The sequence below is a fragment of the Bacteroidales bacterium genome (genome assembly GCA_016707785.1).
Lineage (GTDB): Bacteria > Bacteroidota > Bacteroidia > Bacteroidales > UBA4417 > UBA4417.
Genome location: JADJGZ010000001.1, coordinates 123,327 through 143,043, shown reverse-complemented (window position 1 = coordinate 143,043; position 19,717 = coordinate 123,327). Strand labels below are relative to the sequence as shown.

Here is a 19,717-nt window from a genome sequence, read left to right as displayed (position 1 = left end):
AATTCACTTTGGTTTTTCAATATCTCGTTTTTGGCCAACCAATATGAAATCTTTATCGTTTATCATTGCTTCTTTTTCATGGGCATTTTCCAAGGCACCATGATTATGTGGTACACGTTTATAACTGGCAATTTTATAGGCTTTAGCCTTGGTGAATTTGTCGAAATTCTGCACCTGCAATTCATATGTTAAAAGTGCATCAGGAAAGTTTTCCTCTTCATTCATCCATTTGATATACGCATAATCCTCAGGAGTAAAAACTTTTGACAACTGAGCTTCAACATCTTCGGTGAAGTCGCCAAAAACCGGGTAAAAATCGTCAGTAGTATAAATGGTGACAGGCACAGCTTCGATATTGCTGAAACGGTTGTTTTGAAATTTCGACTGGCTAAATGCTGTATTCAGAACAAAGACAAAAATCAGGAAGGTGCAAAATTTTATACTTTCATTTTATTGATATTAAGGAGGTAATTATTAATTATGCTTAATTTCAATCATCAGCGGAACCACGCTTCCGGTTGCAAACTCTGTGCTTTGGTTATCATCATTTTCAACCGTAAGGTTACGTGAACTGTATTTCACGTTTACCTGAAACCCTACCGTGGCGGCATCGTATTTTATTTTGTCCTTTGCAATTAATTTATCGCCCAATGCTGCTATTATTTTTGCCGATAAACCGCCTTTAGTCTTGTTCATATCGGCCAGCATATCATTCATATCAAGTGGCTCTTTCGAATACAGGATAAGCAGGTAATCCGTACCCTTGTTTTCATCCATTTTTATGATTTTGGTATCCGAAGGAAAAGCAACAATACTATTGCTTCCAACGTGAGTAGAGGTTAAATCGTCAAAGGGCAGAATACGGTTGATTTTACCTGTAAGATCGGTTGCGAATGCATAAATGTATGCTTCTTTATCAATTGTCATGTAAAAACGAAATTTGGTGCCGCTGGTATAGCTGTTCATCATGGTATAGGCAACCAAATCCTCTTTTGCTACAACATCTTCTTCCACCATCAGGTTACGGGAAGAAATTCTATTCACTGGCATATCTTCACCTGTATTCAGTTTGAATTCAATACTGCCACTCAGACTCATGGTTTTAACCTCAGGTTCAGGCACCGGTACCGGCTTCGGATCAGGCTTGGGTTCAGGGTTAATATTATCGGTTGGATCGGGAGTAAATGGATTCCCAAATACCTGCAAACCTAATATACAATAGCGGGAATAGTCCTCATAACGCATCCAGACATACCCCTTATCAGCCCAATTTGAGCCCCAGCTATTCAGTATACGAAATGCGCCGCCGGATTTGTTATCGTCGAAACCAACTACTGCCATGGCATGTCCGTTGTGTTTCCAGCTCTTGTCAACTTCAGTTGGATCTGAAATCCACACATCAGATTTAATCTTGAAGAAGCTTTCCGGCAGATGAAATCCTCCTGAAACCGGAGTTCCTTCAAGCAAAGCCTTTTTGGTCATGTCAATCATCTCCTGGGATGTTTTCTCATATTCACCGGGGGCAAAAAGAACAGAAGCATCCTTTATGGTATATTTAAGCGCTTCAGAAACTGCATCGGTACTGAATTTAACATCACAACTATAAGGAACTGTCCGTATAAAGGGCGTTCCCATATTCATAAGAGTCATTACTGCAATAATTGGATCACTGCCATATTGACAATTAAAATCCGTAGAGTCTTTTATCAGGTCATATAAATAACTCGGAGAGAACACATACTTATCAATGATCGACTTGTTGGTAATCTCATGGGTTTTTGCATATAAAATTGTAGCAATGCCATATCCATTGGCAAATGCGACACAGGTACCATGATCACCCTGGTCACCAGGAGTTGGGCAATACTGTTCGAGTGAAGCCTGTTCAGGCATGCCACGAAAACTTTGGAACGAAAGCTGAACCTTACGAGGGGTTTTTGCAATGGTAGCCATATCGAAATTGGCACCCATACCCCTACGATCCTGGGCTGTTGAATGTTGTAATAACATAGTTACCAGGAAGAAAGCAGTTAAAAGAAGAGTTTTCATAGACATTGTGTTGTTGAATTATAGCTTTGAAATTTCCAGGTTGAAATGTATTTAACTCTTTTAAAATCATTTTACAGAAAATCGTAAAGCACAAAGAGTATCAGACACTTCAAGTAATTTGACATTATTGATTCTTTTAGTTTTCCTCATTCATCTAAGGATACCAAATCATGATGTTACTTTATTTACTTTTAAAAGAGATTATAGAATCAAAATGTCTAAACAATAGGAAACTGCACCAGTGGCGCAGTTTCCTTGAATACTCACAAACTGAAGATATATTAAAATTTAGCAGCAAATTTTCCATCCTGAATGGTTACCTGACTTCCAAGATTATCATTATTGAGAACGCCGCTGAATGTACCTTCTATTTCTGTAGCAGTTGATTTGGTTACAATTACGGTAAATACCGGACTTACATCCGCTGCCCATCCATCTGAACCATTAGAATAAGAAAAAGCAAAATCACCAGAGTTATTACTGGCTGAAGTATAAGTTCCTGTTGCAATATTTGCCGGAAGAATCATCAGAACAATTTCAGTACTCATTCCAGTAAATGAACTACCTGAAATATTCATCAGCACATCGGATTTTAGCACTGATGACAACTGAATATTTGAATTAAAAGAAGAGGTGGCAGCACCTGAAACAGTGCAGGAAATCTGGCTTTTCCCGGGTAAAAGTGATGTTGCTCCGGAATCGTCGGATTCTTCTTTTTTACATCCGGAGAGTAGTGATAATACAGTCAAAAACATGCTAAATGTCAAGAGTCTGAAATTCATTGTTTAAAAGTTTATGGTTAATAGCTGGGTTGGTTTAAAAATATCTTTTTTTTACAGGATGGAGCAAAGCATAAGGACTTTGGCTTCCTAAAACTCATGAATACCAATGGTTTATCAAACTCTATTGTTGGCACATTATTTAAACTGTTGTTGTTACTGAAAAGAATTATTATTTTAATATTCATGGCAAATCAGGTAATTTAGAATGGCAAATGTACCGGCATTAAAAGCCTTCTGAAATACATCAAATGATGTATTACCCCGGGTCTATGCTACAGACGAAAAATCATGAAAAAGGAAACACCTGATACTAATCAGTCACACCAGCTCAATCTTATAGAACTGCCAATCAGGGGCAGAAAAGACTGTAATGAAAAGAGAAGAAATTTATTAAGCCTGGAAAACACTCAAAACCATTTACGTTTTAGTGCGAGTCCCACGGCCTGTGTTTTTGAACTAACATGTAATTTCTTATAAATATTTGCAAGATGAGTGCGCACCGTTGCCGGGCTGATATCAAGTTTTTGAGAGATACTTTTATGATCAAGACCATTTACCAGGCATTCCAGAACTGCGATCTCTCTTTCCGTGAGGGAGGTCTCGGATTTAATGGTACCCTCTGAAGACCTTGATTTACCTCCTTTAGCCAGCAAAAGATCTAATGCTTTCCGCGCGATCGCAGGACTCATAACTGCTCCTTTACCGTCTGACACCAGTTTTATATGTTCAATGATGGTATCTGTATCCTCATCTTTCAATAAATATCCGTGAGCACCAGCCTTGATAGCACTAAAAATAGCATCATCGCTATCGAATACCGTTAGCATAATATACTTAACATCAGGATAAAGTACCGAGGCTGTTGCTACTGTTTCAATACCATTCAGCACAGGCATTTCTATGTCCATTATTACAACATCAGGTTGACAGAATGGCTGGATGGATTTCATATAGGTCAAAAACTCCTGTCCGTTACTTGAAGTATGTGTTACCTTGATTTCGTTAGTATATTGCAAACGGCTTTCCAGGGTTTCCCTCACATGGTCACGGTCATCAACAATTGCTATTTTAATCATTTGTCAAAATTCTGTATTGATTCGTCTCAATGCAATACATCAAACGATGTAGAGCGCAACAATTACTGTAGTTCCTTCATTTATAATACTTTGCAAAGTAAGCTTAGCGCTTATTTCATCTGCTCTTACCTGCATATTCTTTAAACCATGCCCATTTATCACGTTGTTGGGATCAAAGCCAATGCCGTTATCGTTGATTTTTACTATAATTCCATTTTCTCCATCATAGCTAAGTGAAATGCCAATATGAGATGCTTGAGCATATTTCAATGCGTTGTTCAACGATTCCTGAACAATCCGGAAAAGGTTGAGTGCCTGGGTAGTATTTAAATTGATGGGCTTATGGGTAACTTCATCAAAAGTGAAATGAACAGGGGAACTCCTAAGAATTTGGCTGGTATAGTATTTTATCTTATCGAATAATTCTTCAGTAGTAATCTGGCTTTTATCCATCACCCAAATCGAATCCCGGAGCCCCTGGATTACAGCTTTAGTATTTTCTTTTATTTCATTTAAATCTTTCATTTCCAGTTGTTGCTTCTTCCCTATCCAATCCATAGTATTTAACATCATACTCAAACGGGCTCCAACATTATCATGCAACTCCCTGGCTATTTGAGACTTCTGTTCAAATAAGCGGCGCTCGTTTTCTATTTCAAGTTGCTTTTTCCTCACACGGGTTTTAATAATCCGGCGAATGAGAATAAATATGAGACCATGAAATAACAGAACTGCCGGGATTATAAACCACCATTTCATGTAAAAAGGTGCATGGACTATCAATTGAATTTTTTTTTCGATAAAGGTTCCACCTTCAATTTCTCCTCTGAGCAAAATTGTATAAGTACCCGGTGACGGCTTAGGCATTCTGATGGGATTCGCAGTATTGGATCGACGAAAATTATTGTCAATACCCTCAATTTTATAACTGTAAATTAATTTAGCGGATGCAGAAGTACTTAGCAAACTATAATTGATTCCGAATGACTCATTTTCAGGGTACAGATGAATACTTTGAAGAAAGCCTGGATTCAGCCTGCGATCATATATCGTATCGTCAACAAAGATATCCTGAACTATTAAAAATGGCCTGACTGGAGCCAAAGCAGTAATTGGCTCTTTGAAAGCAGTAATTCCTTTAATATTCCCAAAGTAGAATCGCCCTTTGGCATCAATGACTGATGCACCTCCATTATGCTCTGATTCCTGAAGCCCATCCGCTAAAGTATAGTTCCTGATTTTTTTGTAGCAATATGAAAACTACTGATTCCCAAATTTGTACTTAAAAATAATACAGAGCTGTCATTGCTGGGTTGAATGGAATAAACCACATCGTTATTCAGGCCATTGGAAGTATTGAAAGACTCAATCAGATGCTTTTCTTTGTCATAATGTTCCAGCCCCGAACGGGTGGCCAGCCATAAAGATTTATCCCTACCCCAGGAATAATCTATAAACGAACCTGAAAATGGCTTATCCGTAATTATAATGGAGAGAGACTTAGCATCAATTTGAGCCCCGGTTTCCTGATTGCTGCAATAGATCTGCTCTAAAAAGGGATTGTAAATCAAACTTTCTACCGGATAGCTCAGGGGTATGGATTTTTCTACTTTCAACTGTCCATTCACATATTTGCAGCGGCATAGTTGATTTTCATTATAAATAAGCAAAATATTGGGTTGAGATGTTACGATGATTTTTGAAATGGAAGCAATCGGAGAAGGAATCTGCTTGATTTGAAAGCTTTTAGTATCGAAAGTATACAATTCACCTTTATGCTTATTTAGCAGGATGGTAGTACTGTTTATCCTGGCAGAATTGAATGAACTGCTTAAAATGCTGCCCTTTGAAAGCAATGAATGGTGGCTGTTTGTGTTAATATTTACCAGCCGGGGCACCTCAACCAGCGGACAAACCAGTAGTAAACTGTCGTTTATGGCTTCAATGTCCATGATGATATTATTGGAGCTTCCATAATCCGTCAAATATTGAAATCGCTTCAAGTGATTACGGTTCAGCACTTTTATACCATTTGTCTCAGTACAGACCCAAATGTTCCCTTCCTTATCGATAAAAAGTTCGGAAATATGCCTTAAAAGAGGGCTTTTGGTGTCATTCTCGAAACCAAAGATTTCTCCATACCTTCCCTGTCGGAAGTTAAACGGCAATATACCATCACGCAGCGATATCCAGATCCATTCCTCATCCACCACTACGGCTTTTGAGTATAGTTCATTATTTGACAGTTCCATTTTACCTGTATCAAACACTTTCTTTACATTGGTAATCTGGTCGACTGATAATATGCTTTCAGGATGTATTTGAAATAATTGGTTATTTACAAATTCAAAGGAAACTGTTTCATGCACTGAATCAAGGGTACACAAACGTGTTTTAATATCAAAAACGCCAATATAAGGGCCCATAAAATGAGACAGATACACTTTCCCCGATTTGATGTTGAAATAAGCATCTTTAATCCTGAAATCGCTTTTGAATTCGCGGGAGCTCGATATCCAGGAAATTTTACCTCCTGCATACATGCCGATTCCTATGCCTGAAACCACAAACCATAGTTCATCATTATCTCCGAAACAAACAGGATAATACTGACTGCGATTATTAAAAACCCTGTTCTCATGTATCAGCAGTTTGACAGATCTACTATGAATACTATATCGGCATATGCCATAATCACTGCCAATAATCACATCGCCATTGTCAGCTTGTAAAAATGAAAAATTTGTTTTACCAAGGATATTCCTTTGCTCCTTGTCGAACTCTATTATCCGGGAGCCGTCATACCTGTATATACCGTTTGTAGAACCAAACCAAATAACACCTGTGACATCCTGGTACATCGAGTATACTCCGGGAATACCAGCCTTATGAGCCAAATCAAAATCCTCAAAATGATAACGCCCAATTTCTTGTCCTTGCACTACCATTTTCAATGAGAGCAGATAAAGCAAGAAAAGCAGAAGATTGAGTTTTTTCATTCCTGATGATAAATAATTGACATTAAAAAGGATGCTGTTGACTGCACTGAACCGGAATAAGGCTTGTCAATACTTATTCCGATTGTCAAACATAAGATTAAAATCAGAATATATTGTATCAGGATAATATCTTTCCCTTACAGTTGAATACAATGGAAAATAATCTTAAGTGAGAAAAAAAATCTTGAGTGCCTTGGCCGACTGGTGTGGCCAGGTTTTATTCTAAAATCAATAATGAGTCGCTAGTTAACAGTTTTCATTTTGCTTTTTTCCCAAAAGGGAAGCCTTTGGCTCATTTTTCATTTTTCATTTTGCTTTTTCACTTTTTTCATTTTACTTTTTTCATTTTGATTTTTTCATTTTTTCTTTTGCTTTTTCATTTAGCTTTTTTCATTTTTCATTTTGCTTTTTGAATTCTACATTGGGATTGCGCTCAGGAACACAGGACAATCGCAAATCTAAAGACTCCCCATCCGGCTATCTTCAAGCCAAAGGCTCCCCTTCCTGGCATTTTCAAATTTTCAAATTTTCAAATTTTCAAATTACCTAAGTGTTTCACTGATTATAATCATTCTAAATTCCAAATCAGGCTCGAAAAAGGCATTAAATTGTTTTACAAAGTGCTACCAAATGTTAATCTTTGCATTCAACCAACCTCAATTCTCAAACCTCGAAATTAACTGATAACCAGATGAAAGCGGCAACCAAAGACACCCCCGTCAACTACGACGTAGTTACTGACCAGATCAAGGAGTTAAACGTCCCTGCGGTAGGAAAAGCTACTATCAGGGAAATCAAACGACTGGTGGATAATATTGAAAGGGAAACCGGAACCAAATTTATCCGTATGGAGATGGGTGAACCCGGATTACCGCCTGCTGCTGTTGGAACAGAAGCTGAAATAGAAGCATTACGCCGGGGAGTTGCCGCTATCTATCCCGACATCGATGGTATTCCTCCTTTGAAACAGGAAATTTCAAAATTTGTAAAAAATTTCCTCGATATTGAAGTGAAACCTGAGGCTTGTATTCCCACAGTTGGTTCTATGCAAGGTGGGTTTGCTGCCTTTCTGACCCTGGCCCGTATGAATGCAAAAAGGGATACTACCCTGTTTATCGACCCGGGTTTCCCTGTTCATAAGCAGCAGCATAAGGTGCTTGGACAAAAATTTGAAGCTTTTGATGTATATAATTACCGGGGTGAGGCTTTAAAAGAGAAGTTGGAAAGCTATTTCAGAGTAGGTAATATCCATTCTGTACTCTATTCGAATCCTAATAACCCTTCATGGATATGCTTCACCGATGAGGAGTTACAAATTATCGGCGACCTCGCTAATAAATATAATGTGATCATTCTTGAAGACCTGGCTTATTTCGGAATGGATTTCCGGAAGGACTACAGTAAACCAGGTGTCCCTCCCTATCAGCCTACCGTTGCAAAATATACAGAGAACTATATACTCTTTATCAGCAGTTCAAAGGCTTTCAGCTATGCTGGCCAACGAATCGGGATGATGGTCATGAGTAATAAGGTTTTTACCACAAAAGCTCCGGATCTTCTGCGTTATTACAGTAGTGATATTTTTGGCAGGGCAATGATTTTTGGAACCGTATATTCACTCAGTTCTGGAACAGCCCATTCTGCACAATATGCCTTAACCGCTATTTTGAAAGCAGCTAATGAAGGTAAATTCAATTTTGTGAATGATGTGAAGGAATATGGGGAGAAAGCCAAGATCATGAAAAAATTATTCCTTGATAATGGATTCCGGATTGTTTATGATATGGATGTGGATAAACCCATAGCTGATGGTTTCTACTTTACCATTATGTATCCCGGGTTTGAAGGACCTGAATTGATTGAAGAACTGCTATATTATGGTATAAGTGCCATCTCACTCTCGATCACCGGAAGTGAACATACAGAAGGATTAAGGGCCTGTGTGTCATTGGTCCAGAGAAGTCAGTTCCCCGACCTCGAATTCAGGCTGAAGAAATTCAGGGAGCATCATCCTATTGAATTATAGAATACTTGCGACACGGATATTGGCTTATTTGCACGAATAAGATTCTCAATAAGTCATATCTAATTAAAAATATGTAATTTACACTTTTGAACGCGGGTTTTAAAATTCTATCCTGAAGAATCAATTTAAACTGATTATAAATTCGGTCTGAAAACGAACATTGCAGGTTTTAAGGCGAATCAATAAGGGAGAAAATTTTAACTTCGCCCCAAATTAAGTGAAACTCTTAAACTATGGCAAAGAATAAAGGCGAGATCGTTGTTGATACCGAAAGATGCAAGGGATGTGAGGTTTGCATTCCAGTGTGTCCGGAAGAAGTAATCGCAATGGCAAAGCAGGTAAACAGAAAAGGGTATCATTATGCCCAGCCTACCAATGATTTATGCACAGGCTGCACAAATTGTGCTGTGGTGTGCCCTGATGGTGCCATCACTGTTTACAGGAAAAAGTTCACGGAATAATAGAAACTGAAATACGCTTTTTGATGAAAGAATTACGATTAATGAAAGGCAATGAAGCTTTTGCTGAAGCTGCCATTCGTGCCGGTGCTGACGGTTATTTCGGATATCCCATTACTCCTCAATCGGAAGTGATGGAATACCTGATGGTTCAAAAAACCCATGAACGTACTGGTATGGTTACTTTACAGGCTGAAAGTGAAGTGGCTGCCATTAACATGGTTTATGGAGGTGCAGGATGCGGAAAGAGGGTACTTACTTCCTCTTCAAGCCCCGGTATCAGTCTTAAACAAGAAGGAATTTCATACATAGCCGGTGCTGAACTACCCTGCGTGATTCTAAATGTTGTCCGTGGAGGTCCTGGTCTTGGTACTATTCAACCTTCCCAATCGGATTATTTCCAGGCTACCAAGGGTGGCGGACATGGCGATTACCGTTTAATTGTTCTGGCTCCTTCATCAGTGCAGGAAATGGCTGATTTTGCCGGCTTAGGCTTCGAACTCGCTTTTAAATACCGTACCCCGGTGATGGTATTATCTGATGGAGCCATTGGACAGATGATGGAAAAAGTAGAACTGAATCCACAAACTCCAAGGTTCACCGAAGAAGAGATTATTAAGAACACTCCATGGGCCACTACAGGTAAGACTAAGGATCGTGAGCGCAATATCATCACCTCCCTCGACCTGGAATCCATAAAGATGGAAAAACATAATGAAGTACTTCAGGCAAAATACCGTGAGATAGAAAAAGCTGAAGTCCGATATGAAAAGATAGGCTGTGAAGATGCTGATTATGCTTTCATCGCCTTTGGCACCAGTGCCAGGATCTGTCAGAAAGCAATGCAGCTGGCCCGTGAACAAGGTATTAAGGTAGGACTCATGCGTCCCATCACCCTTTTCCCTTTCCCAAAAGCTGTAGTTGCACAGATGACCGAAAGAGTGAAAGGCATTTTAGTTGTTGAAATGAATGCCGGTCAAATGATCGAAGATGTGAAACTGGCAACAGAAGGAAGAGTCAAGGTTGAGCATTTCGGTAGAATGGGTGGAATCATTCCATCACCTATAGAAGTAGTGGAAGCCTTGAAAAAACAAATTATAGGAGGATAGTATCATGGCAGAATTCAAAACCAACCCCGAAATACTTCAACCAGAAAACCTGGTTTATAAACGCACGGACCTTCTTACTGAGAAAGCGCTCAGCTATTGTCCGGGTTGCGGTCATGGAACTGCTCACAGGGTTATCATGGAAGTGCTTGAAGAAATGGATATCCAGGATAAGACCATTGGAATTGCTCCGGTAGGTTGTTCTGTTCTTGCCTATGAATTCATGAATATCGACATGCAACAAGCTGCCCATGGCAGAGCTCCAGCCCTGGCCACTGCTGTAAAACGACTATTCCCTGAGAAATTCGTTTTCACTTACCAGGGGGATGGTGACCTTGCTGCCATCGGTACCGCTGAAACCATCCATGCCTGCAACCGTGGCGAAAATATTGTTATTGTTTTCATAAACAATGGCATCTATGGTATGACCGGCGGACAAATGGCACCCACTACCCTACCCGGGATGAAGTCAAGTACTTCCCCTTATGGAAGAGATGTGGCTATGATGGGAAATCCATTGAGAATCACTGAATTGGTTGCCCAGCTTCCCGGAACCATCTACGTAACACGCCAGGCTGTGCATACACCTTCTGCCGTTCGTAAAGCCAAAAAAGCTGTTCGTAAAGCATTTGAAAACCAGAAACTCAATAAGGGACTTTCCTTTATCGAAATCGTTTCCAACTGCAATTCAGGCTGGAAAATGACGCCACTCCAGTCAAATGAGTGGATGGTGGATAATATGTTCCCTTATTATCCTCTTGGGGATATTAAAGTGAATGAGTAAGAAGTGCCCCGAAGGGGAGCCTTTGAGTGCTGGGTGCTGGGTGCTGAGTGCTGAGAGGATGACCTATCATCATTTTTTCTTACAATCAGATAAGAAATACGTATTGCTAAAAACTAATAATCGCTAGTCACTAAAAACTAATCACTATTCACTAAAAACTCACTAGTCACTAGTCGCTATTCACTAATCACTGATCACTGCCAGAAGCAAAAACAAATATATCAAGCCATGACTGAAGAAATTATCATTGCCGGATTCGGTGGACAAGGAGTCCTTTCAATGGGAAAGATTCTTGCTTATTCAGGAGTAATGCAGGACAAGGAAGTAAGTTGGATGCCATCCTACGGCCCTGAAATGAGAGGGGGGACTGCCAATGTTACCGTTATTATCAGTGATGAAAGGATCAGTTCACCGATTCTGAATGCTTATGATACTGCGATTATACTGAATCAGCAAAGCATGGACAAGTTTGAGCATTCGGTTAAACCAGGCGGATTATTAATCTATGACCCTAATGGAATCACCAGGCATCCTGAAAGAAAGGATATAAACATCTATACCATTGAGGCTGCTGAAACGGCCGGTAAGTTAGGCTTGGCCAAAGTATTCAATATGATTGTTCTGGGGGGATACCTCAAGTTAAAACCCATTGTTGGAATGGAGTATATTCATAAAGGACTGGAAAAATCCCTGCCTTCCCGCCATCATGGTATGATCCCCGAAAATGAAAAAGCAATTGAAACCGGCAAAGGTCTTGTGAAAGAAGTACAGTTAGTATAATTGCGAACTTCAAGATTTATTGAGATAAAGACTTGCAAAATATGCAGGTCTTTATTTTTTAAAAGTGATAACGTCTCTTCTTTTAACTACCAGGTAGGTTGGCCTGACAATATACTTTAGGAATTCAACCATTCCCGAAACCCCGGGGTCCGGTCGATGCTTACCACAACTTCCTCACATTCCACGGCAGCAGGTTGTAATTCCAGCTTAATACGCGAACGCGACCAGGCAAGCATGCTTTTGATGGCATCCATATTCACAATAATCTTTCGGTTGATGCGGAAAAATTTCGCAGGGTCGAGCTGTCCCTCCAGGCTGTCGAGGGTAAAATCGATGGGATAAGATTGATTCTGAAACGTTTTGAGGTAATTCCCTTTGTCCATCACATAGAAATAAGCAATTTCTTCGCATTCCACTTTTCTGATCCTGTCACCAAACTGTATCAGGAATCTTTTTCTGAAAGCAGGCTGTTTCCCCTGGATTGATTCAAGCAGGCTTCTGAAATCAGGCTGCACAGGTCCCGACAAGCGTTCGAGTTTATGAAGGGCATTTTGCAGATCCTCCTTACGAACAGGTTTCAAAAGATAATCAACGGAATTCAGTTTAAAAGCCTGAATGGCATATTGATCATAGGCTGTAGTGAAGATCACAGGGGTATCTGTTTCCACTTCTTCAAAAATGCTGAAGCTGAGTCCATCAGAAAGCTGAATATCAAGAAAGATCAGGTCAGCTTTGTTGTTTTGTAACCATAGCACCGATTCCCTGATCCCCGGGAGCCTGGCTACCACCTTTGCCCCGGGATTCAGCTCTTTGAGCAGGGCTTCCATCCTGTCGGCTGCAAGCGATTCATCCTCAATAATTACAACTCTTCTATCCATTTCAGTCATTTTCAATTAAAGGCAATTTTGCCACATAATGCAGGTTTTCGATTCCAAAGGAAGGCTGCTGTTCAGCAATCATCTCATATCTCTTTTTAAGATTACGCAGGCCTATTCCGGTGCTCTTTGAGCCTGAAAACTTAGCCTGTAAGTTGTTCCTGATATAAAGGAATCCTTCCGTTGTATAAATTTCCACTATCAGGGGTGCTCCTGTTTCGGCCTTATTATGTTTGATGGCATTTTCGAGAAGGAGTTGAAGGCTGAGCGGAGGAAGCAATTTCTCAAGCATTTCTGATTCAATATGTATCTCAAAAAGCAGGGAATCGCCATACCTGATCTTTTGGAGGAACATATATGCCCTGCTGAATTTCATCTCTTCCTCCAGCGTAACCACTTGCTTTTCAATGGTATCAAGTACATATCTGTAGACATAGGCAAATTCTTCAATAAATTCCTGTGCCTTGTGGGTATCCTTGTTGATCAGTCCGGATAGGACATTCAGACTGTTAAACAGGAAATGGGGATTTATCTGGTTTTTCAGCACCTCGAATCGGATGCCAGTGAGTTCACGGTGAAGTTCTTCTGCTTTTCGTTCATTCATCCTCCCTTCCCTGAAAAACATCCAGGCTTCCAGGGCAACCACAAGCAGTATATTAGCAACACTGGCAATTAATGAATTAGTCACTATTACCATGGTCAATGACTCATCATACGCATCTATAGCATTAGCCAGCAGGGTAATGCCACTACCCAGGAAGACAGAAATCAGCAGACTTACCAGTATTTCAATCGAAATACGTTTCAAGGACCTGCCTGCCCATGGAAATCCTTTATTCAACCAGCATATCAGGTAGTAATTCACTGAAATGAGAATGATGGAGGCAAGAGTAGTAAGAAGGGTTCCATATACCCACCTGAACAGAAAGCTATAGGGAGTGAAACCACTGATAAACCCTGTATAGTAGTTATAGCTGATGATGCAAAATTGAATGATTGCCGACAAAACAACAGCCAGCACCCAGCGATACTTTGCCGGCAATTCGGGTTTGTCTGTCCTGGTTTTAGTCATTAGTAATGTTAGTAATTGATGCGATAACAAGACGGTCAATAATCTTACCTAAGCCGTTTGAATATGTTTCCTGCGGAACAATATTACACCGGCAATGAAGTATATCGCAGTAAGGCAAATTAGCATCAGAAGTTCATACCTGATCTCCTGGAATCCCGCCTTATAAGTAAATATCTTATTCAAAGCAGCAACGGCATGGCTGGGTGGCAGAAGATCCACCAGTGCAAAGCCATTGAACACTTCATTTCTTGGTAAAGGTAGCATAGCTCCGGAGAAAAACATGAGGATAAAGAGGGGGAAATTCCCCAGGATCATGACCATCCCCACAGTTTTACAGAATGCTACAAGTAAAAGGCTGATGGCAATAATGGAGAGAATGGTTAAAGAACATACAAGCAATACAAGCAACATGGAACCTTCATTACGAAAGCCCAGGGCATCAGCTAATGCCAGGGTGACAGCAAAAGAGATAATTCCTACTACCCACTGAACCAGTGTGTTACCAACTATATAATCAAGAACATTCATACGACTTATTTTCAGCCTTAGCATGGTCTTATCCTCAATATCTCTTATAAAAATGAGTGATGCAGATAATAACAACATGATGATTGAAAAAACGAGAATTCCCGGGACATAAACCTCAAATTCAGTCCTGCCACCAGTATTTCCCAGGAAGATTTCTTCAAATATATAGGGATATTGCTGCTCACTGTGCCTGCTAACCATTTGATCGATAGCCTGAAGCATGAAAATCATACCTACCGAGTACCTTGGATTGGAGGCATCTCCATATATTCTGAATTGAGGGATACCTCCTGCAACGACACTATCAGCAAAACCCTTCGGAATAAGCAGCATAGCATCCAGTTTACGGTCAATGAGCTTCTGTTTGGCGAGTGTAGTATCTGTAAAGTTCTCAATTTGCAGGACAGCACTGCCATCCTGGTATTCCTGACTCCTGAGGGATTCCAGCAATTCCCTTTCAATCGTGGTTGAAGGCGCATCTTTCCAGATCAGGGCTACATGGTATGATGTGGAGCCCCCGCTGGTTATCAGGTAATAGATAAGGACAAAGAAAGGTGCTGAAATCAGGGTTAACAGCAGGGCCCAGTAATCGCGCAACTGCATGATAAGGGCTTTTTTTATGATAGCCAGAATCTTCATATCAATCTCTTAATGTTTTGCCGGTCAGGCTAATAAATACATCTTCCAGTGAGTTTTCCCTCAGGTTCAATCCTTGTATGGAGAGATGCTGACGAGTACATTCAGAGAGTATTCTTTCCATTTTCTCAATAATTCCGAAAGCCCTGAAGTAAAGGATATGCTCCTTCAGCAACGGAGCATTTTCCAGGAAATTAAATCCCTGAAGATCCGGTGAATTTCCGGCAAAGCGGATTTCAAGGACATCTCCCTTCCCAAGGGTTCTCTTAAGGATTTCCGGTTTATCGGTAACCAACAGATGCCCTGAATCGATGATCGCAATCCTGTCACATACCCTTTCAGCCTCATCCATATTGTGGGTGGTAAAAATTACTGTTTTTGTTTTAGAAAGGGAAAGGATGAAATCCCTGACAAGCACTCTCGATTGAGGATCGAGGCCTGCTTCCGGTTCATCAAGGATCAGAATCTCCGGATCATGCATCAGCGCCATAAGAAGATTTAGCCGGCGTAACATCCCTCCAGATAAAGTCCTGGCCAACGACTTGCTTTTAGCAGCTAACCCCAGCCTCTCCAGTAAAACATCTGCTCTGTTTCTGGCTACTCTAGATTTCACTCCATACATCGAAGCAATAAACAATAATTGCTCTTTACAAGTCAGCTGGTTCCAGACGATTATATCCTGGGGGCAGAGCCCCACTTTCTGACGGGAAATTGCAAGGTCAGGTTTTTGGCCGTTTATCCATATCTGGCCTTCATCTTCCTTCAGCAATCCAGTAATCATTTTTATGGAAGTGGTTTTACCGGCTCCATTGGGACCCAGGAATCCGAAAACTTCTCCCTTCTTAATTTCAACGGAAAGTGAATCTACCACCTTTTTCCCGTTGAAGGATTTGGATAAACCACTGGTCTGTATAGATAATTGTGACATGATAGGGCTGAATGTATTTAAAATTCCCGGGTAAAATAAAAAGTAAATTTAATAAATGAAAGGCAGATTGCAAGCTTGATAGTACCTTACAATCTGCCTCCGAAATACTAAAAGATTCCATAACGAATTCCTACTCCTGCATTGAAATTCTCCAGGAAATTCTCAGAAGTTTCCTTCAGCTTAACAGGTGATGTAGTGCGGTAGGAACCGTTGATTCCCAGCCACCAATGTCCTCCAATCCTTCCAAGTATTGAAACACCGGGTTCGAATACGGCAAAGGTTTCCTGGTCAATCACTTCATCGTACCAGGGACGGGCTTCAGCATAATCCTTATCATATTTATACATGGTGATACCGGTTCCTGAGAAAATGGAGGCACCTACTTTAAAGCGATCTCCAATAGGTTGCAGATATTCCACAAATGCGCCTGAATACCCTGCTTCGAGATGATAGGTGCCATCGGAAACCAGTGAATTGAATTTCCTGTCATAGGAAAGTCCGTAAGCTGCCAATCCCACAGTGAGTCGTTTGTTGAACACCAGTCCGGCTTTTACTCCAAAATTGGCTGCCGGCTTGGATAATAGTTCGGTATAGGATCCTGATATTTCACCGTATAAACCAAGAGTTTTCGTTTTGTTTTTTCCCTGGTACGACCATAGGTAATCCTTTGTGGTTTCCTGACTGAAAGCCTGGAATGAAAAAGCCAGGAACATGAGAGCTGCAATGATGATTTTTGTTTTCATAATGTATTAGTTTAAAATTATTTTTGTTTTATGCGGCAAAAGTAAATTGTAGTTTTTGCCCTGTATAATCATATATTGTGAGTGTGGGGATTGAGCTGTTGAAAGTGAAAATCCGGGTGTTGAATGATTTAAGGCAGCATATGATTGATCAGGAATCATTAATTTTGCAGCATGAGATTTCAAGACCTTGCTTCCATTGAGGAGAAAAAGAATTACCTGGAAGCCAGGGTTGAGGAATATAACTGCAAGGATTTTATAGTTAAAGATCCCATCAGTATCCCGCATCATTTCACAAGTAAGGAAGACCGTGAAATTGCTGGCTTCCTTTCAGCAACACTGGCATGGGGAAACAGGACTCAGATCATAAGAAATGCGAATGCTCTTATAAAACTGATGGACGATGCACCTTTTCTCTTTCTGAAGGATGCCAGGGAAAAAGAGTTTTCAAAGTTTTTGAGCTTTGTACATCGCACCTTTAATGGAGAAGACTGCTTATTCATACTGCAAGCTTTGAGGAATCTGTACAGAGATGATAGTGGAATGGAAGAAGCTTTTGCCATGGGTTACAGGAAGGATGGCAGTGTAAAGGAAGCCATACTTTCTTTCAGGGAAAAAATGTTCACGACTATCCACCTTAAGAGGTCAGAAAAGCATATTTCAAACCCCGGGTCAGGCTCAGCTGCCAAGCGAATTAACATGTTCCTGCGATGGATGGTACGAAAGGATGAGCAGGGAGTAGATTTTGGAATCTGGAAAACCATAGCTGCCTCTTCACTGATGTGTCCTCTTGACCTCCATTCGGGCAGAGTGGCCCGCAGACTGGGACTATTGAACCGGAAACAGGATGACTGGAAAGCTGTGGAAGAACTAACAGCAGTACTCCGTCAATTTGATGCACTGGACCCGGTGCGTTATGATTTTGCACTTTTTGGAATGGGTATTCATGAAAAAACAGCCTGATGGAACCGATGAACATCAACAGTATTGCTAATGAAGTGGCAGAGAATCCCGCCATTATGCTCTATTTCTTTAATGATAACTGCCCTCCCTGCCTGGCATTGAGGCCAAAGGTGGAAAACCTTGTAAATGAGGTTTTCCCAAAAATGAAACTGATCTTTATCAATGCAGCTGCTCATCCTGAACTTGCAGCCGGCTACAGCATTTTCGGTGCTCCTACCCTACTCGTGTATTTCGATGGAAAAGAGGTTTTCAGGGAAAGTAAATATGTTTCTGTCGACAGCATGAAAGAGCGGATTGAAAGGTATTACCATCTTATTTTTGATACCGGGGAATAATTCTGAATAAACTTTTCTGAACAATACTCAAACATTCTTGTTTAATAGATTAAAACAAAACATTAAACAACATGAAAAAATTATTGCTCATAATCGCTATTGTTATGTCATTCAGCGCTTTTGCCCAGAATACCGCCTTTTATGCCCTCAAGACCAAAACCATTGACGGCAAGGAATTCAGTTTTTCTTCACTAAAAGGGAAGAAAGTGTTGATTGTAAATACAGCTTCCCGTTGTGGTCATACACCGCAGTATAAGGACTTACAAGCCCTTTACGAAACATATTCTTCCAAAGGCCTGGTAATCATCGGCTTTCCTGCAAACAACTTCCTGAGCCAGGAACCAGGTTCTAACTCGGAAATCAAGCAGTTCTGTACAGAGAAATACAATGTTACCTTCCCAATGATGCAAAAGATTTCGGTGAAGGGAGATGATATGGATCCCATTTATAAGTGGCTGACTCAAAAATCGGAGAATGGAGTCATGGATGCACCTGTTACCTGGAATTTTCAGAAGTTTATGATTGATGAAAACGGAAAGCTAATTGGGATGGTTCCACCTAAAGATAATCCTAAAACCCAAAAAATACTGGATTGGCTTGATAACAAATAGAAATACCAAAAACTCAATAATATAGATATGTATATATCTATCAATTGATTACAGGATTTGATATTAATAAAACGTAATGGTTTTTAAGGGAAGCAGTTGCTTCCCTTTTTTATTTCTATTTTTAGGATCGGAATTAACGCATGATCACCTAACGGTATAAGCTGGTTTTCATTTCGCCTTACTTCACAATTTAAAGTTATGTTACCACAGGTCTTGCCAAATATATGGTTTACGGGCTTAGTGCGAAGAACATAGCTGAGATTGTACCGCTTACCTAAAATAATGTGCCAATAAAAAACCTTACTTTTGCTTATGAGCACGAACGAAATAAAAGGTACACAGACTGAAAGGAACCTCATGGCTGCTTTTGTGATGGAATCACAGGCCTATCAGAAATACCTCTGGTTTGCCAAAGTAGCTAATAAAGAAGGATTTCAGCAAATGGAAGCAATTTTTGCGGAAACAGCAGAACAGAAAAAGTCCCATTGTAAAACCTTATTCAGATTCCTTGATGGCTGTGAGGTGCAGTTAAACATCAATCTCAAAGCTGAACCCATTGCAGGAACACTGGAGAACCTGGTGGCTTCCGCGGCGGCAGAGACTGAACAGGAAGAAAAACTCTATAGTGAATTTGAGAAAACGGCCTGGGAAGAAGGCTTCAAACAAGCTGCTACCAAACTCAAACTCTTCCGGCAAATTAAAAAATTCTATGCATCCAGGTTCAATAAACTCGCAGAAAACATCAGGGAGGATAAAGTATTCAAACGAGAGGGAAAAGTTAAGTGGATTTGCAGGAAGTGTGGACTGATCTATGAAAGTGACAGGGCTTTGAAAAATTGTCCGGGTTGTGAACATCCACAGGCTTATTTCGAAATTTTAGCAGAAAACTACTAAGCAAATGTTACCTTGAACAAATCAGGTTAATTAAACATTATATTACATTCAGATCGAAAGCATTGTTGCCATTCA

20 protein-coding genes are annotated in these 19,717 nt (G+C 40.3%); 9 read left to right on the top strand and 11 right to left on the bottom strand.

Going from position 1 to position 19,717, the window contains the following annotated elements; all coding sequences use genetic code 11:
* Positions 1-3: 3 nt before the first annotated feature.
* The 6 genes from IPH84_00575 to IPH84_00550 all read right to left on the bottom strand — a co-directional run bounded on the left by IPH84_00575 (position 4) and on the right by IPH84_00550 (position 6,906).
* Positions 4-345 (bottom strand): hypothetical protein, encoded by a 342-nt coding sequence (locus tag IPH84_00575; GenBank protein MBK7171733.1) that lies wholly within the window; start codon positions 343-345, stop codon positions 4-6.
* 129 nt (positions 346-474) lie between these two features.
* Entirely contained in the window at positions 475-2,049 is a 1,575-nt protein-coding gene (locus IPH84_00570; GenBank protein ID MBK7171732.1) for a DUF4384 domain-containing protein, read from the bottom strand.
* 281 nt (positions 2,050-2,330) lie between these two features.
* Positions 2,331-2,831 (bottom strand): hypothetical protein, encoded by a 501-nt coding sequence (locus IPH84_00565; GenBank protein MBK7171731.1) that lies wholly within the window; start codon positions 2,829-2,831, stop codon positions 2,331-2,333.
* Between the two features lie 407 nt (positions 2,832-3,238).
* The gene (locus IPH84_00560; GenBank protein ID MBK7171730.1) at positions 3,239-3,907 is read right to left on the bottom strand and encodes a response regulator transcription factor; all 669 of its coding nucleotides are present in this window, start codon (positions 3,905-3,907) and stop codon (positions 3,239-3,241) included.
* A 39-nt stretch (positions 3,908-3,946) separates the two neighbouring features.
* Complete coding sequence (locus tag IPH84_00555; protein ID MBK7171729.1) at positions 3,947-5,011, bottom strand: hypothetical protein; 1,065 nt, start codon at positions 5,009-5,011, stop codon at positions 3,947-3,949.
* A 116-nt stretch (positions 5,012-5,127) separates the two neighbouring features.
* Complete coding sequence (locus tag IPH84_00550) at positions 5,128-6,906, bottom strand: hypothetical protein (protein MBK7171728.1); 1,779 nt, start codon at positions 6,904-6,906, stop codon at positions 5,128-5,130.
* Between the two features lie 691 nt (positions 6,907-7,597).
* On the opposite strand from IPH84_00550, the gene IPH84_00545 reads away from it, so the two are divergent.
* From IPH84_00545 to IPH84_00525, 5 genes are all read left to right on the top strand, one after another.
* Entirely contained in the window at positions 7,598-8,932 is a 1,335-nt protein-coding gene (locus IPH84_00545; protein MBK7171727.1) for a pyridoxal phosphate-dependent aminotransferase, read from the top strand.
* Between the two features lie 233 nt (positions 8,933-9,165).
* Positions 9,166-9,393, top strand: a complete 228-nt coding sequence (locus IPH84_00540) for a 4Fe-4S binding protein (protein MBK7171726.1) — start codon at positions 9,166-9,168, stop codon at positions 9,391-9,393.
* Between the two features lie 20 nt (positions 9,394-9,413).
* Positions 9,414-10,499: a 3-methyl-2-oxobutanoate dehydrogenase subunit VorB gene (locus IPH84_00535; protein MBK7171725.1), complete on the top strand. Its 1,086-nt coding sequence runs from the start codon at positions 9,414-9,416 to the stop codon at positions 10,497-10,499.
* A 4-nt stretch (positions 10,500-10,503) separates the two neighbouring features.
* Positions 10,504-11,280, top strand: a complete 777-nt coding sequence (locus IPH84_00530; GenBank protein ID MBK7171724.1) for a 2-oxoglutarate oxidoreductase — start codon at positions 10,504-10,506, stop codon at positions 11,278-11,280.
* A 228-nt stretch (positions 11,281-11,508) separates the two neighbouring features.
* Entirely contained in the window at positions 11,509-12,060 is a 552-nt protein-coding gene (locus IPH84_00525; protein MBK7171723.1) for a 2-oxoacid:acceptor oxidoreductase family protein, read from the top strand.
* Between the two features lie 116 nt (positions 12,061-12,176).
* On the opposite strand, the gene IPH84_00520 is transcribed toward IPH84_00525, so the two are convergent.
* The 5 genes from IPH84_00520 to IPH84_00500 all read right to left on the bottom strand — a co-directional run bounded on the left by IPH84_00520 (position 12,177) and on the right by IPH84_00500 (position 16,842).
* Positions 12,177-12,938 (bottom strand): response regulator transcription factor, encoded by a 762-nt coding sequence (locus tag IPH84_00520; protein MBK7171722.1) that lies wholly within the window; start codon positions 12,936-12,938, stop codon positions 12,177-12,179.
* A 1-nt stretch (position 12,939) separates the two neighbouring features.
* Complete coding sequence (locus IPH84_00515; protein MBK7171721.1) at positions 12,940-14,007, bottom strand: histidine kinase; 1,068 nt, start codon at positions 14,005-14,007, stop codon at positions 12,940-12,942.
* 48 nt (positions 14,008-14,055) lie between these two features.
* Positions 14,056-15,174 (bottom strand): ABC transporter permease, encoded by a 1,119-nt coding sequence (locus IPH84_00510; GenBank protein MBK7171720.1) that lies wholly within the window; start codon positions 15,172-15,174, stop codon positions 14,056-14,058.
* Position 15,175: 1 nt separating this feature from the next.
* Positions 15,176-16,099 carry an ABC transporter ATP-binding protein gene (locus tag IPH84_00505; protein ID MBK7171719.1) on the bottom strand — a complete coding sequence of 308 codons (924 nt, stop codon included), beginning with the start codon at positions 16,097-16,099 and terminating at the stop codon, positions 15,176-15,178.
* 107 nt (positions 16,100-16,206) lie between these two features.
* Positions 16,207-16,842 carry a hypothetical protein gene (locus IPH84_00500; protein ID MBK7171718.1) on the bottom strand — a complete coding sequence of 212 codons (636 nt, stop codon included), beginning with the start codon at positions 16,840-16,842 and terminating at the stop codon, positions 16,207-16,209.
* A 171-nt stretch (positions 16,843-17,013) separates the two neighbouring features.
* Here IPH84_00500 and IPH84_00495 point away from each other — a divergent pair, with 171 nt between their 5' ends.
* The 4 genes from IPH84_00495 to IPH84_00480 all read left to right on the top strand — a co-directional run bounded on the left by IPH84_00495 (position 17,014) and on the right by IPH84_00480 (position 19,642).
* Positions 17,014-17,802 carry a TIGR02757 family protein gene (locus IPH84_00495; protein ID MBK7171717.1) on the top strand — a complete coding sequence of 263 codons (789 nt, stop codon included), beginning with the start codon at positions 17,014-17,016 and terminating at the stop codon, positions 17,800-17,802.
* Positions 17,802-18,137 (top strand): thioredoxin family protein, encoded by a 336-nt coding sequence (locus IPH84_00490; GenBank protein MBK7171716.1) that lies wholly within the window; start codon positions 17,802-17,804, stop codon positions 18,135-18,137. Before IPH84_00495 ends, IPH84_00490 begins: the two co-directional genes overlap by 1 nt.
* Before the next feature lie 71 nt (positions 18,138-18,208).
* A complete protein-coding gene (locus tag IPH84_00485) occupies positions 18,209-18,748 on the top strand; it encodes a glutathione peroxidase (protein ID MBK7171715.1) in 540 nt (179 codons plus the stop codon).
* A 312-nt stretch (positions 18,749-19,060) separates the two neighbouring features.
* A complete protein-coding gene (locus IPH84_00480) occupies positions 19,061-19,642 on the top strand; it encodes a rubrerythrin family protein (protein ID MBK7171714.1) in 582 nt (193 codons plus the stop codon).
* Positions 19,643-19,717 lie beyond the last annotated feature (75 nt).

Excerpts from the sequence above, each read along its gene's own strand:
- IPH84_00495 (MBK7171717.1), top strand. The coding sequence starts at position 17,014 with ATGAGATTTCAAGACCTTGCTTCCATTGAGGAGAAAAAGAATTACCTG.
- IPH84_00565 (MBK7171731.1), bottom strand. The coding sequence starts at position 2,831 with ATGAATTTCAGACTCTTGACATTTAGCATGTTTTTGACTGTATTATCA.
- IPH84_00560 (MBK7171730.1), bottom strand. The coding sequence starts at position 3,907 with ATGATTAAAATAGCAATTGTTGATGACCGTGACCATGTGAGGGAAACC.
- IPH84_00540 (MBK7171726.1), top strand. The coding sequence starts at position 9,166 with ATGGCAAAGAATAAAGGCGAGATCGTTGTTGATACCGAAAGATGCAAG.
- IPH84_00480 (MBK7171714.1), top strand. The coding sequence starts at position 19,061 with ATGAGCACGAACGAAATAAAAGGTACACAGACTGAAAGGAACCTCATG.
- IPH84_00530 (MBK7171724.1), top strand. The coding sequence starts at position 10,504 with ATGGCAGAATTCAAAACCAACCCCGAAATACTTCAACCAGAAAACCTG.
- IPH84_00485 (MBK7171715.1), top strand. The coding sequence starts at position 18,209 with ATGAAAAAATTATTGCTCATAATCGCTATTGTTATGTCATTCAGCGCT.
- IPH84_00550 (MBK7171728.1), bottom strand. The coding sequence starts at position 6,906 with ATGAAAAAACTCAATCTTCTGCTTTTCTTGCTTTATCTGCTCTCATTG.
- IPH84_00515 (MBK7171721.1), bottom strand. The coding sequence starts at position 14,007 with ATGACTAAAACCAGGACAGACAAACCCGAATTGCCGGCAAAGTATCGC.
- IPH84_00500 (MBK7171718.1), bottom strand. The coding sequence starts at position 16,842 with ATGAAAACAAAAATCATCATTGCAGCTCTCATGTTCCTGGCTTTTTCA.
- IPH84_00490 (MBK7171716.1), top strand. The coding sequence starts at position 17,802 with ATGGAACCGATGAACATCAACAGTATTGCTAATGAAGTGGCAGAGAAT.
- IPH84_00525 (MBK7171723.1), top strand. The coding sequence starts at position 11,509 with ATGACTGAAGAAATTATCATTGCCGGATTCGGTGGACAAGGAGTCCTT.
- IPH84_00545 (MBK7171727.1), top strand. The coding sequence starts at position 7,598 with ATGAAAGCGGCAACCAAAGACACCCCCGTCAACTACGACGTAGTTACT.
- IPH84_00520 (MBK7171722.1), bottom strand. The coding sequence starts at position 12,938 with ATGGATAGAAGAGTTGTAATTATTGAGGATGAATCGCTTGCAGCCGAC.
- IPH84_00505 (MBK7171719.1), bottom strand. The coding sequence starts at position 16,099 with ATGTCACAATTATCTATACAGACCAGTGGTTTATCCAAATCCTTCAAC.
- IPH84_00510 (MBK7171720.1), bottom strand. The coding sequence starts at position 15,174 with ATGAAGATTCTGGCTATCATAAAAAAAGCCCTTATCATGCAGTTGCGC.
- IPH84_00570 (MBK7171732.1), bottom strand. The coding sequence starts at position 2,049 with ATGAAAACTCTTCTTTTAACTGCTTTCTTCCTGGTAACTATGTTATTA.